Origin of the sequence: Lonepinella sp. MS14436 (genome assembly GCF_042470565.1) — a bacterium.
Lineage (GTDB): Bacteria > Pseudomonadota > Gammaproteobacteria > Enterobacterales > Pasteurellaceae > Lonepinella.
Genome location: NZ_CP170385.1, coordinates 790150 through 805652, shown reverse-complemented (window position 1 = coordinate 805652; position 15503 = coordinate 790150). Strand labels below are relative to the sequence as shown.

Sequence of the window (15503 nt, the reverse complement as noted above, 5' to 3'; positions counted from 1 at the left end):
TTATTTTCCTTCTTTATAATGTACTTCGCTTAATTCACGTAATCTTGTGGCGGCTTGTTCGGCGGTTAAATCCCGTTGGCTTTCGCCTAACATTTCATAGCCCACCATAAATTTTCGCACTGTGGCAGAACGTAACAATGGCGGATAAAAATGGGCATGTAATTGCCAGTGATCGTTTGGTTCATCGTTAAATGGTGCAGCATGAAAACCCATTGAATAAGGAAATGACGTGTTAAATAGATTATCGTATCTGGTGGTTAGTTTTTTTAAGACTAAGGCTAAATCTTCCGCCTGTTCAGAGCTTAATTCCGTTAAGCGTTTAATTTGTGCTTTTTTCGGCATTAATAGGGTTTCAAAAGGCCATACCGCCCAATACGGCACCACGGCTAACCAATGTTCGGTTTCCACCACAATGCGTTCCTTTAATTGTAATTCACGTTGAGCATAGTCTAATAACATTGGCGAATGATGTTCGACAAAATAACGGCATTGAGTTTGATCTTCTCGAGCGACTTCGTTCGGCAAAAAGCTATTTGCCCAAATTTGACCATGTGGGTGTGGGTTAGAACAGCCCATAGCCGCCCCTTTATTTTCGAAAATTTGTACCCATTGATATTTTTGCCCTAACTCGCTAAGTTGTTGTTGCCAAACCTTAATCACTTGGCTAATTTCTGCCACGCTTAATAATGGCAGGGTTTTACTATGATCAGGCGAAAAACAAATCACCCGACTTTCGCCTTGAGCTTGAGCCGATTGAAATAGCGGATCGGTGGATTTTTCAGGGGCAGGCGTATCTTCTAGCAATGCCGAAAAATCATTTTTAAACACATAAGGCTGCTGATAATCTGGATTGAGTTCCCCTGTAATGCGTTTATTGCGTGGACAGAGATAACAATTTGGATCATGTCTTGGCTTTTGTTCTTCATTAACTTTTTCCTGTTGCCCTTGCCACGGACGTTTAGCACGGTGCGGTGAAACGAGTACCCATTGATCGGTGAGTGGATTGTAACGGCGATGTGGGTGTTCGGTAGGATCAAAGATAATACTCATACAATTTTCCTTCGATAAAATGAAAACGGTTACAAATAATGATGTATAAGATAGCAGATTTTTTGAAATAAACTGTGACCCAGATCATATTTTTGCAAAAATTTTGCAAAATTTGTTGTTTTTTTGGTTGAAATGGTAAAAATTAGTTGGTAACGATTTCATTATTTATTTTGTTAAATAACAGGAGAAGTCATGATCACTATTCGTGATGTTGCAAAACAAGCTGGCGTATCTGTCGCTACGGTTTCTCGAGTGTTAAATAACGCCTCTTGCAGTGAAACTGCTCGCCTTGCGGTAGAAAGTGCGGTGCAAAATTTGGGATATTCACCCAATGCCAATGCTCAGGCGTTGGCTTTACAAAATACTGATACCATTGGTGTGGTCGTCACTGACGTAACCGATCCGTTTTTTGCGATTTTAGTCAAAGCGGTGGATCAAGTTGCCTATGAATACGGTAAAACCATTTTAATCGGTATCGGTTATCATCATGCTGAAAAAGAACGTAATGCCATTGAAACCTTGCTACGTAAGCGTTGTAGCTGTCTTGTGGTACATTCTAAAGCATTGACCGATCAGGAATTAATTAATTATTTGGATCAAGTGGCGGGTATGGTGATTATTAACCGTAGCATTGCTGGCTATGAGCATCGTTGTGTTAGTTTAGACAATCAACGTGGCACCTTTCTGGCAACAGAAATGCTAATCAAATTGGGGCATAAAAAAATTGGTTATATCGGTTCAAATCATCAAATTAATGACGAAGTAGAAAGAAAACAAGGATTTTTAACCGCACTTGCTCAGTACAATTTGCCTGCCATTGAAGATGCTTGTGTGCAAAATAGCCCTGATTTTGAGGGCGGTGAGGCCGCTATGGTGGATTTACTCAGTTATCATGCAGATTTAACCGCTGTGGTCGCTTACAATGACAGTATGGCAGCTGGGGCGTTATCGGTGTTAACCGAAAATAATATCAATGTGCCACGCCAATTTTCACTAATTGGCTTTGATGATATGCCAATTTCTCGCCATTTGGTGCCAAAACTTTCCACCATTCGCTACCCCATTGATTTAATGGCAAATTATGCGGCAAAATTAGCTTTAAGTTTAGTCAATGAACAAATAGAAACGCCTATTCATACCCAGTTTAACCCGACTGTGGTTCGGCGATTTTCGACGGATAGTTGTTCGGTAGCAGCATAGTCGTTTCAAATTCAAGCAAAAAAGAATAGAAAAAAAAGCAAAAAAGAGATACACTCAATCTCAACTAATTGATCGGAGGAATTATGGAAACCACTTTAGCTTCTAATCTCTATACAGTCCCTAAACAAGAAAGTATCCTTTACTCTGAAGAAGAATTAGATGTACTGTACAAAATCAAAAATGGTTTAGTGAAAACTAAACCACACACCGAAGTAATGGAAAACTTGAGAAAGGCTTTAAACATCAATGAAGATTGATTATAACGTTGTTTGGCTTGAAGCAGCTGAAGAACGTTTATTAAAACAAGTAAACTATATTTTAAGTCAATCTCAGAATGAGATTATTGCTAAACGATTTTACATTGCAATCAAAAATGATGTAGAAAAATTATCTTATTGTGCTGATATTTATAAACGTCAACGAAACAAAAAAATTCCCGTCTTTGACGGTAAATATATCATCAGATTTACCCTAGATGAAGAAAACGTGTATATTTTTGATTTTAAATCCGCTAAACAAAATTTTCATTAAGAATTTATCCTAACAGATGCGTCTTTTTGCATAAAACAAATCTTCCCTCTAAAAATCTTCTTGTAACCGCTTACACTTTTTTTCAATATTGTGAGAGAGATCACAGTATTTGATTTAAAAACGTTGTATCTTATGAATAATTACTCAATGTTGTGGCATTTCTTTTGAGTAATCTTATCATTTAGTTATCTAACGAGGACATTATTATGAAAAAAACTGTATTAAGTACTGTCGCCTTATCTATCGGCTTAGGATTAGCTACCAGTGCTGCACAAGCGGCGGATCGTATTGGTGTAACTATTTACAAATATGACGATAATTTCATGGCATTAATGCGTCAAGAAATTACCAAAAATGCACAACCACTCAAAGATGTTGAGTTGTTAATGAATGACTCACAAAATGCTCAATCCATTCAAAACGACCAAGTTGATGTATTAATTTCTAAAGGTGTCAAAGTGTTAGCCATTAACCTTGTTGACCCTTCTGCTGCACCAACGATTATCAAAAAAGCTAAAGGGGAAGATATTCCTGTGATCTTCTTTAACAAAGACCCTGGTCCACAAGCGATTGGTAGCTATGATAACGCTTACTATGTGGGTACTGATCCGAAAGAATCAGGCGAAATTCAAGCAGATTTGATTGCCAAACAATGGAAAGCCAATCCTGCTCTTGACTTGAATAAAGACGGCAAAATTCAATATGTATTATTGAAAGGGGAACCAGGACACCCTGATGCGGAAGCTCGTACTAAATATGTGGTAGAGCAATTAAACAAACAAGGTATTCAAACCGAACAATTATTCATTGATACAGGTATGTGGGATGCAGCACTGGCGAAAGATAAAACCGATGCGTGGCTTTCAAGTGGCAAATCAAATGAAATTGAAGTGATCATTTCTAACAATGACGGTATGGCAATGGGTGCGTTAGAAGCGGTGAAAGCACATGGTAAAAAATTACCTGTATTTGGGGTTGATGCTTTACCAGAAGTGTTGCAATTAATCAAAAAAGGTGAAGTGGCAGGAACTGTGTTAAACGATGGTGTCAATCAAGCCAAAGTATTAGTGCAATTAGCGGATAACCTTGCGAAAGGCAAAGCACCAACTGAAGGGGCTGATTTCAAACTTGAAAACCGTGTCGTACGTATTCCTTATGTCGGCGTTGACAAAGACAACCTAGATAAATTCTTAAAATAATTCTTTATTGTCTTATATTGAGGGCTTGTGATAGCAATCCATGTGAACTTTTCACAAGCCCTGTTATTCCTTTAATGATTTAATGTGAGGTGAGATATGGCGACACAAGAAGTGCTACTCACGATGACCAATGTTAGTAAATCTTTCCCTGGGGTAAAGGCGTTAGACGGTGCTAATCTGACGGTTAAATCCCACTCTGTCCATGCTTTAATGGGGGAAAATGGAGCGGGGAAATCTACCCTATTGAAATGTTTATTCGGTATCTATGCCAAAGATGAGGGTGAAATTCTATTCTTAGGCAAACCTGTAAATTTCAAAACCTCGAAAGAAGCCCTTGAAAATGGGATTTCGATGGTACATCAAGAATTAAATTTAGTGCGTCAACGTAGCGTTATGGATAACCTATGGCTAGGGCGTTATCCGTTAAAAGGTATTTTTGTCGATCACGCCAAAATGTATAAAGATACCAAAGAAATTTTTGATGAACTCGATATTGATATTGATCCGAAAGAAAAGGTAGCAAATTTATCGGTTTCACAAATGCAGATGATCGAAATTGCTAAAGCGTTCTCTTACAATGCCAAAATCGTGATTATGGACGAACCAACTTCTTCCCTTTCTGAAAAAGAAGTGGATCACCTGTTTAAAATTATCCAAAAATTAAAAGATCGTGGTTGTGGCATTATTTATATTTCGCACAAAATGGACGAAATTTTCAAGATTTGTGATGAAATTACGGTTTTACGTGACGGCAAATGGATTAATACCATACCCGTTAAAGGGGCCACTATGGACGGGGTGGTGGCGATGATGGTTGGGCGTGAATTAACCCAACGCTTTCCACCAAAAACCAATCAGCCAAAAGAAGTGATTTTGCAAGTAGAACATTTAACTGCCAAAAATCAACCCTCCATTCAAGATGTCAGTTTTGAATTGCGTAAAGGCGAAATTCTTGGCGTAGCAGGCTTAGTCGGGGCAAAACGGACGGATATTGTAGAAACCATTTTCGGCGTACGTGAGAAAAAAAGCGGTACGGTGAAACTGCATGGAAAAATTATGCAAAATCGCACCGCACTTGATGCGATTAACAATGGTTTTGCCCTCGTTACCGAAGAACGCCGTTCTACAGGGATTTATGCTAACCTGAGTATTGAGTTCAACTCTTTGATTTCTAATATGAAATCCTATATCAGCAAATGGGGCTTATTAAGCAATAAGAAAATGAGCAGTGATACCCAATGGGTGATTGATGCCATGAATGTGAAAACCCCATCGCACAAAACCAATATTGGTTCACTTTCTGGCGGTAATCAACAAAAGGTGGTTATTGGTCGTTGGTTACTCACTCAACCTGAAATTTTAATGCTTGATGAACCCACTCGTGGTATTGATGTGGGAGCAAAATACGAAATTTATCAACTCATTATGCAACTTGCTCAAAAAGACAAAGGCATCATTATGATTTCCTCTGAAATGCCAGAATTGCTAGGGGTGACTGACCGTATTTTGGTGATGAGTAATGGCAAAGTGGCAGGTATTGTAGAAACAACTAAAACGTCGCAACAAGAAATTTTACAACTTGCGGCGAAATATTTATAACAGATGTAATAAAGGAAGATTGTTATGGTTATCAAAGACAATAAAACGTGGGATTTTTTTAAACAAAATGCCATTTACTTTGTATTATTAATTTTGCTTTTAGTGATTATTGCACAGGATCCGACTTTCTTGACGTTGCGAAATTTCAGTAACATTTTAACCCAATCCTCTGTACGGTTAATTATTGCACTGGGTATTGCTGGCTTGTTGGTAGTGCAAGGGACTGACTTATCCGCTGGTCGTCAAGTGGGTTTAGCGGCGGTGGTTTCTGCCACCATGCTACAAGGCATGGACAATCTTAATCGGGTCTTCCCTGATTTACCTGAAATGCCCATTATTGCGGTTGTTTTGCTGGTTTGTGCCATCGGTGCATTAATTGGTTTGTTGAACGGTTTCGTGATTGCGGTATTAAATGTAACGCCATTTATTGCCACCATGGGTACCATGATTATCGTCTATGGGATCAACTCGCTCTATTATGATGCGGTCGGTTCCTCACCGATTGCAGGCTTTACGGAAAGTTTCTCTGACTTCGCTCAAGGCTTTTTCCGACTTGGTTCGTTTAAGCTCTCTTATATTACGATTTATGCCATTGTTGCCACGATTATTATGTGGACACTTTGGAATAAAACCCGTTTTGGTAAAAACATCTTTGCGATTGGTGGCAACCCAGAAGCAGCCAAAGTATCAGGGGTCAATGTGGTGACAAATTTATTAGTGATCTATACCCTTGCAGGTGCATTCTACGCTTTCGGCGGTATGCTTGAAGCAGGTCGTATCGGTTCTGCCACTAACAACCTTGGTTTTATGTATGAAATGGACGCTATCGCGGCGTGCGTAGTCGGTGGTGTGTCATTCGCTGGTGGTGTGGGTACTATTATCGGTGTGGTGACGGGGGTATTAATCTTTACTGTCATTAACTACGGTTTAACCTATATCGGGGTCAATCCTTACTGGCAATACATTATCAAAGGTTCGATTATTATTTTAGCGGTGGCGATTGATAGTTTAAAATATGCAAAGAAAAAATAGCGAAAAAAACACCGCACTTCAATAATTCACACAAAAAAACCGAGTTTACGCTCGGTTTTTTATCTAATAACTCTCAATATCCAAGTTAATTATGTTGTTTTTAATAAAACAATAATGACAATTCATCATTTTATGCTATATTTTAGCCCTTAAACCATAAAAAATAACCAAAGGAAACAAAATATGTCTGAAAATAAAATGAACGAAAAGGCTTCTCAACCAGAAGCTGAAAAATCCACCTTGAAAAGTAAACTCAATGCCTTAGGACCAGGTATTCTGCTCGCATCCGCTGCTGTTGGTGGTTCACATATTGTCGCATCAACCCAAGCAGGAGCGATTTATGGCTGGCAATTAGCCATTATCGTTATTCTGGCTAACCTATTTAAATATCCCTTTTTCCGCTTTGGTGCCCAATATACCTTAGACTCGGGAAATTCCTTATTAGAGGGTTATTTAGAAAAAGGAAAACTCTATTTATGGGTATTCTTCTTACTTAATGTATTTGCGACCATTATTAATACCGCTGGTGTTGGTCTATTATGTGCTGCGATTTTAACTTTCGTATTGCCATTTCCAGTACCGCTCCCCACTTTAAGCCTTCTTGTTATCGGAGGCTGTACGGCAATTTTATTATTGGGTAAATATCGTATCTTAGATGGTTTGTCCAAACTGATTATGATTGCCCTCACCGTCACCACAGTTGCCGCTGTCGTGATTGCTTTTATGCGTAATGGTATTCAAGGTGTCGCACCGCAAGATTATGTTTCCCCGAATCCATGGAGCTTAACCGCATTAGGCTTTATTGTGGCATTAATGGGGTGGATGCCCGCACCGATTGAAATCTCTGCCGTAAACTCCATGTGGGTAGTGGCAAAACGCCGTTTTACTAAAGTGTCTTATCAAGATGGTATTTTTGATTTTAATGTGGGTTATATTGGCACCGCTATTTTAGCCCTTGTGTTCTTAGCCTTAGGTGCATTAGTACAATTTGGTGCAGGTGACACCGTGGAAATGGTCAGCGGAAAATATATTGCACAATTAATCAATATGTATGCTTCCACCATTGGTGAATGGGCAAGAGGCTTAATTGCCTTTATTGCATTTATGTGTATGCTCGGTACCACACTTACCGTGCTTGACGGCTATTCTCGTGCCAATGTGGAAAGTTTCCGTCTTATTTTAGGTAAAAAAGAAAGTCGCCCAAGTATTTTAAATACGGCGATCTTTTTGGCTGCCCTTTCAGGATTAGCGGTTATTTTCTATTTTAACAACGCAGTCGGTCCAATGTTAAAATTTGCCATGATTGCCTCTTTTGTATCCACCCCAGTGTTTGCCTATTTAAATCTTTCCTTAGTATTAAAAGGGCAACATAAAGTCAGAGGTGGACTGTTCTGGTTATCTATCATCGGATTAATTTACTTAACGGGCTTTACCTTACTCTTTATTGCCAACCAATCTGGTTTATTTAGCTAGGGTAATTAGATAATAAAAAGTGCGGTGGAATTTATCAATGTTTTTAAAATCCCACCGCACTTTCTGGTTTAAATCTTTTTAGTCAGCCTAACCATTCCACCACACAGCCCCAGCAATCACCACAATAAACACCACCAACCAAAAAAACTGTACTTTCACATTTTGACGATTTAATTGCTGATTGTGTAATCGACGTTGTTCCAGTTTTTGACGGTAAAGTTCTAAATCTTCCTCTTTAAAAGAAAAGCCACAATGGGGACAACTTTCCACACTTTCACTGATTTTTCGCCGACATTCGGGGCAACGTTGTAAAGCCATTATTTACGACCTTGTAAGGTTTTATAGGTTAACAAATAATAGGTTAATACCGCCACAATCACGCAAGCTGCCATGGAAAATAACATCGGTTTAGCACTTTCTAATTTCAATAAAGCCACTAAGGAACCGATTATCGCCCCTAAGCCAAAACGCACCGTCCCTGCAATGGAGTTTGCCGTGCCTGCCATGTTAGGAAATTTACCTAAAATAGATGCCATGGAATTAGATGAAATCAAGGCATTTTGCCCAACAAAAACTGCGACACCAATCGCCATTGACCAAAAACCAAGATCAAACACAGCCACTAAAATTAGCCACATACCTGCGATAAATTGTACCAGCAAGCCGCCTTGTAATAATTTCTCTGCACCCCATTTATGTACAAAACGTCCATTCAGAAAAGATCCGATCGTCATCACGCCAATATTTAGCATAAAGAAATAACCAAAGTTTTCCACCGACACACCGTATAAATCAATATACACAATGGAGCCGAGGGTTAAGAACACAAACATACCACCAAAACCAAAGCCAGATGAAATCATATAGCCCAATACTTCTTTTTGTTTCCAAATGGTGGCAAAATTACGTGCGATAATATTTAAACGTAATGGTACACGATTTTCTTTTTTATGGGTTTCTGGCACCAGAAAAAACACCAGTAGCACACTTAGAAATCCAGCAAAAGCAATGATATAGAAAATCATACGCCAGTTAAAATAGGTAACAATATAGCCCCCTAAAATCGGAGCAATTAAAGGTGCTACCATGACGATTAACATAATCATCGACATCATTTTCGACAAATCATTTTTATCAAACAGATCTCGCAATAACGCCCCCACTAACACCACGGGAGCCGCTCCGAAAAAGCCTTGTACAAAACGAAGTGCGGTGAAATGTTGAATAGAATCCACCGCAGTTAAAGCAAAGGCAGAAATCGCCCCGATAATAATGCCCACTAAAATACTCGGCTTACGTCCATAGCTATCCCCGATTGGTCCCCAAAATAACTGACCAATCGCCATGCCAAAGGTAAACAGAGTCAAGGTATAAGGCACTTGCTCAGCATCCACCTTTAGATCTTGGGCGATATTCAAAAACGCTGGCAAATACATATCAATACCCAAAGGTGGCAACATTGATAAAATACCCAAAGTTAAGGTAAAAAACACGCTAGGTTTATATATTTTACTCATTTATCACTCCTGAAATTTCTTCCGCCGTTAAGGCACGATATTCGCCCTCATCAAGGCTTTCATCTAATATCACATTGCCCACTCGCCAACGGTGTAAACCGACAACTTTATTACCTAACGCCGCAAACATCCGTTTCACCTGATGATAACGCCCCTCGCTAATGGTTAAATTCACGTTGTAATCGTCTAAAATTTCTAATTTCGCTGGTTTGGTCGGCTCTTTTTCACCACGCAATAAAATCCCTTGTTCACAGGCTTGCTGATAATTGGCTTCCACGGGATCCGCCAATGTCACTAAATAGGTTTTCTCACAATGATGTTTTGGCGAAGTAATACGATGCGACCATTGCCCATCATCGGTCAACAGCACCAACCCCGTGGTATCCACATCCAACCGCCCTGCACTATGTAATTTACCCGCCAATGGATAATCAAAAAATTGATAAATGGTAGGATATTCACCGTCATCATTAGAACACACCACACCTTGCGGTTTATTCAACATAAAATACTGATGTCCCTCTAACCATTCAAGACGCTCACCCTCAAATAAAATCTCATCTTGTGAAGACACTTTTCTCGCCCCACTTTTCTCAATTTCTCCGTTAATTTGCACCGCACTTTGTTTTAATGCTTTGCTGGCTTGCGAACGAGTTAAACCTGTTTGTTCGGCTAAAAATTTATCTAATCTCATATTGCTTCCATAATTTTTCTAATCGGGTCATTGTACTATTCTAAGCTGAAAAAGGCTAATGAGAAAAAAGGAAAAGACTTGTCATCCTTGCATTTTTACTTTTCTTTATCGCTTTAATAAACTATAATGTCATTACATTTTTGTTATTACAGGAATCTAAAAATGGACAGTAGCATCACCATCCGAGTGGATCAATCCTTAAAAACCGCCGCACAGCTTAATTTGCAAAAAATGGGCTTGGATCTTTCCAGTGCTATTCGTATGTTAATGCAACATTTAGCGGTAAAAGCCGAATTGCCTGCGGAACTCGCACAACCTAACAGTCAAACCTTACAAGCCATTTATGAATTAGAAAATAACATAAATTGCCAGAAATATCAGTCAGTTGAACAATTAAAACAAGATTTAGGTTGGTAATATGTTTCAACTTTTGGTGCATAATCAATTTAAAAAAGATGCAAAACGCTATCAGCACGATAAAAAAGCTCAACAGGTCATTAGCACCGTTTTAAATTTATTAATCACAGGTGAGCCACTTTCCCCTGAGTATAAAGAACACCCTTTAATTGGCAATTATGTCGGTTATTTGGAATGTCACAGAAGACCCGATTTATTACTAATTTATCAACGAGATACAGAAAATAAGCTCATTAAATTATACCGTTTAGGATCACATTCTCAGCTTTTTAAATAGGAAATTTCAAAATGCAACAACCCAATAATCGTCAAGGATCGGATCGGATCGGATCGCCAAGATTTTGCTTTTAATCTAACCCGATTACAACAACTTAAATCACTTTTACCCGAAATTTTTTGCGAAAATGAAATAGACTTTGACAAGTTCAAAGCCCTTTTTTCCGAGCAAATTTCCACCACACCTGACCGTTATATGCTTAACTGGGCAGGCAAATCGGAAGCCTATCACACCTTACAATCCCCAAGTTTTAAAACGCTCACCCCTTGTCCGCAGGAAAGTGTGGATTTTGACCATTCCGACAATATTTTTATTGAAGGGGAAAATCTGGACGTGCTGAAAATCCTGCAAAAATCCTACTTTAACAGCGTAAAGATGATCTACATCGATCCGCCTTACAACACGGGCAATGATTTTGTCTATCACGATAATTTCGCCAGCCGTCTTGATGATTATCAGCAACAAAGCGGCGAGAAAGACGAAAATGGCTTGCTGAAAAAAGCCTTTGTGCGTAACAGCAAGGAAAACGGGCATTATCACAGCAACTGGCTGAATATGATGTTGCCCCGTTTGCATTTGGCGAAAAATCTGCTGAAAGATGACGGCGTGATTTTTATTTCTATTGACGATAATGAACAGGCTCAACTGAAATTACTGTGTGATGAAGTGTTTGGGGAAGAGAATTTTGTAGGGCAATTTATTTGGAAAAGCAGACAAAATAAAGATAACAGAAATTTGACTGGCTTATCTATAGATCACGAATACATTTTCTGCTATTCAAAATACAATAACCAAAGAATATTAAATGGGGCAGAAAGAAAAGTTGAACAATATAAAAATCCAGATAATGATCCTAGGGGATTATGGGTTAGTGCGAATATGGTTGGATTATTAGGTGAAGATCAAAGACCCAATTGTCATTATGATCTCATCAATCCCAACACAGGAATTAACTACGGTAAACCTAAATTAGGCTGGAGATATGATAAGAATACAATGTCAAAACTCATTGAAGAAAACCGAATTTTATTTCCTAAAGAGCCTAGTGGAAGACCTAGAAGAAAAGTATTTTTAAATGAATTAAATTCTGAATTACCAAACATTAATTCAATTATTGGTGAAAACATTTATACCACAAATGGCACAAAAGATATTAATGAATTATTTGACAATAAATTTTTCCCTTTTCCCAAACCTGTTAAATTAATTGAAGAATTGCTTAAACAAACAACTAAACAGGAAAATGACATTATCCTAGACTTCTTCGCAGGCTCTGCCACCACCGCCCACGCCGTAATGCAATTAAACGCCGAAGATAACAGTAATCGCCGTTTTATTTGCGTGCAAATGCCTGAATTAACCGATGAAAAATCGGAAGCCTTTAAAGCAGGATTTAAAACTATCGCCGAAATCAGCAAAGAACGTATCCGCCGTGCAGGCAAACACATTGCGGAAAATAACCCCAATCCATTGGATACGGGCTTTAAAGTGTTTAAACTCAGCGACAGCTATTTTAAACAATGGCAATCGCCGAATGTGGAAGATTTGGCGAAACAGCTGGAATTTTTTATTGATCCTGTAGCGGATTTTGCCGAACCGCAAGCGATGTTATATGAAATTTTATTACGCTTAGGCTTGAAATTAAGCGTGAAAGTGCGGTTAGAAAATACCATTTTTTGGCTGGAAGATGAAAACAGCAAACGCTATGCCATTTTATTAAGCGAAGCCAACGAAGCCTTGTTTAATCAGATTATTGAGCAACAACCGCTGAAAGTGGTGATGTTAGATCGCCTGTTTAATGGCAATGATGCCTTAAAGAAAAATACCGAATTGCAATTTGCCGATCACCATATTCAATTTTTGGTGATTTAGGGGTCGATAATGGAAATTCAATTTGAAAACCTAAATTATCAATTGCAAGCCGTGCAAGTGGCGGTCAATTTATTTATCGGACAGCCTAATCAGCAGACCGAATTTTTATTGCAAGGGCAAAATGATGTGCGTTTTGTCTCCAATCTGGATCTGAAAATTGATGATGAACAGTTGCAACAAAATCTGCAAACACAGCAAAATTCACAAAAAATTGACCGCACTTTATTAAGCGAACAAGGCAAACATTTCACCGTGGAAATGGAAACAGGCACAGGCAAAACCTATGTTTATTTACGCACCATTTTTGAATTAAATCGTCAATATGGTTGGCAAAAATTTGTGATTGTGGTGCCAAGTGTGGCTATTCGTGAAGGGGTGTTGCATACCTTGAAAATGACGCAATCCCATTTTGCCAATCTGTTTGATAAACCTGCGGTAAATCCGAAATTTGAATATAAAAGCAATCAGCTTTCACGCTTAAAAACCTTTGCCTCCAGCAATCATATTGAAATCTTAGTGATCAATATTGATGCGTTTGCCAAAGACAGCAACGTGATTAATACCCTGAATGAAACAGGCGTTACCCCGATTAGCTATATTCAACAAGCCAACCCGATTGTGATTATTGACGAACCGCAAAATATGGAAACAGACATTCGCCGTAATGCTATTGAAAGCCTGAATCCGTTGTTTACTTTGCGTTATTCTGCTACGCATAAAAATGCTTATAACCCAATTTTCAGCCTAAATCCTGTGCAAGCCTATCAATTAGGTTTAGTCAAACAAATTGAAGTGGATAGCGTGCTGGCAGAAAATGATGTCAACGGTGCTTATTTAAATTTAACCGAAATTAAGGTTGCCAAACAAAGTTGGTCGGCGAAAATTGAATTGCTGTTTAACGATAAAAAAGCGATGAAGAAAAAAGTCGTCACCGTTAAACCGAATCAAGATTTATACGAATTATCGCAACAAAATGAAATGTATCGTGCTGGCTTTATGTTAAGCGGAATGGATTTGGATAGCCAAATGGTAGAATTTGCCAATGGTCAGCAAATTTTTGTGGGAACAGATCATTCTGCATTAAAAGACGATATTCAAAAAATGCAAATCCGCCGTACTATTGATGAGCATTTGAAAAAAGAGCAAAAATTAAAACCGCTTGGCATTAAAGTGTTGTCGCTGTTTTTTATCGATAAAGTGGAAAATTACCGTAATAACGGCAAATTTTATCAATGGTTTGAGCAAATTTATCAAGAATTGGCGAAAGAATCCGCTCAAGGCGTGCATAACGGTTATTTTTCGCAGGATAAAAAAGGCGTAGCGAAAGATACTAACGGCACAACGCAGGCGGATTACGACACTTATGCCTTGATTATGCGAGACAAGGAAACGCTGTTATCGCTAGATAATCCGTTGCGTTTTATATTCTCCCATTCGGCGTTGCGTGAAGGCTGGGACAATCCGAATGTGTTTCAAATTTGCACCCTAAACGACACCGCATCGGAAATGAAAAAACGGCAGGAAATCGGGCGTGGCTTACGTTTGCCTGTGAACCAACAGGGCGTGCGACATTATGAACGCAATCAAGCTATTTTGACCGTGATTGCTAATGAAAGCTATGACAGTTTTGCGTCAAAATTACAACAGGAAATTGAGCAAGATTGCGGCGTGCAGTTTGATAAAAGCCAAATCAAAAAACGAGAAGATAAAAAAGCCGTTCGCTATCACAAAGACTTCAGCCAACACCCTGAATTTCAAGCCATTTGGGAGCGGATTAAACAGCAAACCACCTATCGTGTTAATTTCACACAAGCAGAGTTGATTAAAAGTGCGGTGGAAAATATTCAAAAAATGGAAACGGTGCGTGCAACCCAAATTAAAAACCAAAGAAATCGCTTAAAGTTCGAACAACAAGGCATTACAGGAGAACTTAAAGGAAATAGTTCACCCATAAAAATTGAAACCAAATGGGCAATTCCTGATTTGCTGGCGGAATTGCAAAAGAAAACTGGCTTAACACGCTTAACCCTTTGCCAAATTTTACAACAATCCGACCGATTGCAGGAAGTGCAACATAATCCACAACGGTTTATTGATTTAACCGCTGAAAAAATTAACCAAGCATTACAACAAATTATGGCAGACGGCGTGGAATATCATCGTATTAACGGCAAAACCTATGAAATGACGCTGTTTAAGGATTTTGAATTTTATCTGAATCAATATAGCTTTAAAGTGAGCGATACCGCTAAGACAATTTATGATGATTATATTGCCTTGGATTCACAAACCGAATACCGCTTTGCCCAACATTGCGAAAGCAGCGATGATGTGCAGTTTTATTTTAAATTGCCCGAACGTTTTAAAATTCCAACACCGTTAGGCAATTATAATCCCGACTGGGCGGTGGTGTTTAAAGGACAGAATAAAATTTATTTTGTGGCAGAAACGAAAAATACAGGCAAAGGGATTCAGGCGGGAGTAGATCGCAGCAAATTGCGTTCAACCGAAGATCTCAAAATCACCTATGCAGAACATAATTTTGCGGCGTTGAAAGTGGATTATCCTGATTTGGAATATAAAGCTGTTGATAGCGTGGAAGAATTAGCCGCAAGCTACAACATTTCTTAAAAAATCACCGC

The 15503-nt window shown here is 38.7% G+C and carries 15 protein-coding genes; 11 read left to right on the top strand and 4 right to left on the bottom strand.

What is annotated here, in order from left to right; translation table 11 throughout:
* Entirely contained in the window at window positions 1-1050 is a 1050-nt protein-coding gene (gene galT, locus O1Q81_RS03870; protein ID WP_386698322.1) for a galactose-1-phosphate uridylyltransferase, read from the bottom strand.
* Between the two features lie 192 nt (window positions 1051-1242).
* On the opposite strand from galT, the gene O1Q81_RS03865 reads away from it, so the two are divergent.
* The 7 genes from O1Q81_RS03865 to O1Q81_RS03835 all read left to right on the top strand — a co-directional run bounded on the left by O1Q81_RS03865 (window position 1243) and on the right by O1Q81_RS03835 (window position 8084).
* A complete protein-coding gene (locus O1Q81_RS03865) occupies window positions 1243-2250 on the top strand; it encodes a substrate-binding domain-containing protein (protein WP_386689621.1) in 1008 nt (335 codons plus the stop codon).
* Window positions 2251-2333: 83 nt separating this feature from the next.
* Window positions 2334-2507: a hypothetical protein gene (locus O1Q81_RS03860; RefSeq protein WP_386689619.1), complete on the top strand. Its 174-nt coding sequence runs from the start codon at window positions 2334-2336 to the stop codon at window positions 2505-2507.
* Window positions 2497-2781, top strand: a complete 285-nt coding sequence (locus tag O1Q81_RS03855) for a type II toxin-antitoxin system RelE/ParE family toxin (RefSeq protein WP_386689617.1) — start codon at window positions 2497-2499, stop codon at window positions 2779-2781. Before O1Q81_RS03860 ends, O1Q81_RS03855 begins: the two co-directional genes overlap by 11 nt.
* A 206-nt stretch (window positions 2782-2987) precedes the next feature.
* Window positions 2988-3980, top strand: a complete 993-nt coding sequence (gene mglB, locus O1Q81_RS03850; RefSeq protein WP_386698320.1) for a galactose/glucose ABC transporter substrate-binding protein MglB — start codon at window positions 2988-2990, stop codon at window positions 3978-3980.
* A 96-nt stretch (window positions 3981-4076) separates the two neighbouring features.
* Window positions 4077-5579, top strand: coding sequence for a galactose/methyl galactoside ABC transporter ATP-binding protein MglA (mglA, locus tag O1Q81_RS03845; protein WP_386698318.1), 1503 nt, complete (start codon window positions 4077-4079; stop codon window positions 5577-5579).
* A gap of 24 nt (window positions 5580-5603) precedes the next feature.
* Entirely contained in the window at window positions 5604-6611 is a 1008-nt protein-coding gene (gene mglC, locus O1Q81_RS03840) for a galactose/methyl galactoside ABC transporter permease MglC (protein ID WP_386689611.1), read from the top strand.
* 183 nt (window positions 6612-6794) lie between these two features.
* Complete coding sequence (locus O1Q81_RS03835) at window positions 6795-8084, top strand: NRAMP family divalent metal transporter (RefSeq protein WP_386695837.1); 1290 nt, start codon at window positions 6795-6797, stop codon at window positions 8082-8084.
* Window positions 8085-8171: 87 nt separating this feature from the next.
* Here O1Q81_RS03835 and O1Q81_RS03830 read toward each other — a convergent pair whose 3' ends face one another.
* From O1Q81_RS03830 to rsuA, 3 genes are read right to left on the bottom strand one after another with little or no spacing between them, the layout of a single operon-like run.
* Entirely contained in the window at window positions 8172-8402 is a 231-nt protein-coding gene (locus tag O1Q81_RS03830; RefSeq protein WP_386698317.1) for a zinc ribbon domain-containing protein, read from the bottom strand.
* A complete protein-coding gene (locus O1Q81_RS03825; protein WP_386689605.1) occupies window positions 8402-9601 on the bottom strand; it encodes a Bcr/CflA family multidrug efflux MFS transporter in 1200 nt (399 codons plus the stop codon). The genes O1Q81_RS03830 and O1Q81_RS03825 overlap by 1 nt, the downstream gene beginning before the upstream one ends.
* Window positions 9594-10295: a 16S rRNA pseudouridine(516) synthase RsuA gene (gene rsuA / locus O1Q81_RS03820; protein WP_386698315.1), complete on the bottom strand. Its 702-nt coding sequence runs from the start codon at window positions 10293-10295 to the stop codon at window positions 9594-9596. The genes O1Q81_RS03825 and rsuA overlap by 8 nt, the downstream gene beginning before the upstream one ends.
* 162 nt (window positions 10296-10457) lie before the next feature.
* On the opposite strand from rsuA, the gene O1Q81_RS03815 reads away from it, so the two are divergent.
* The 4 genes from O1Q81_RS03815 to O1Q81_RS03800 all read left to right on the top strand — a co-directional run bounded on the left by O1Q81_RS03815 (window position 10458) and on the right by O1Q81_RS03800 (window position 15492).
* A complete protein-coding gene (locus tag O1Q81_RS03815) occupies window positions 10458-10712 on the top strand; it encodes a type II toxin-antitoxin system RelB/DinJ family antitoxin (protein ID WP_386689600.1) in 255 nt (84 codons plus the stop codon).
* 1 nt (window position 10713) lies between these two features.
* Window positions 10714-10989 (top strand): type II toxin-antitoxin system YafQ family toxin, encoded by a 276-nt coding sequence (locus O1Q81_RS03810; RefSeq protein WP_386698313.1) that lies wholly within the window; start codon window positions 10714-10716, stop codon window positions 10987-10989.
* A 195-nt stretch (window positions 10990-11184) separates the two neighbouring features.
* Window positions 11185-12861, top strand: a complete 1677-nt coding sequence (locus O1Q81_RS03805) for a site-specific DNA-methyltransferase (protein ID WP_386698312.1) — start codon at window positions 11185-11187, stop codon at window positions 12859-12861.
* 9 nt (window positions 12862-12870) lie between these two features.
* Window positions 12871-15492, top strand: a complete 2622-nt coding sequence (locus tag O1Q81_RS03800; protein ID WP_386698310.1) for a DEAD/DEAH box helicase family protein — start codon at window positions 12871-12873, stop codon at window positions 15490-15492.
* Window positions 15493-15503 lie beyond the last annotated feature (11 nt).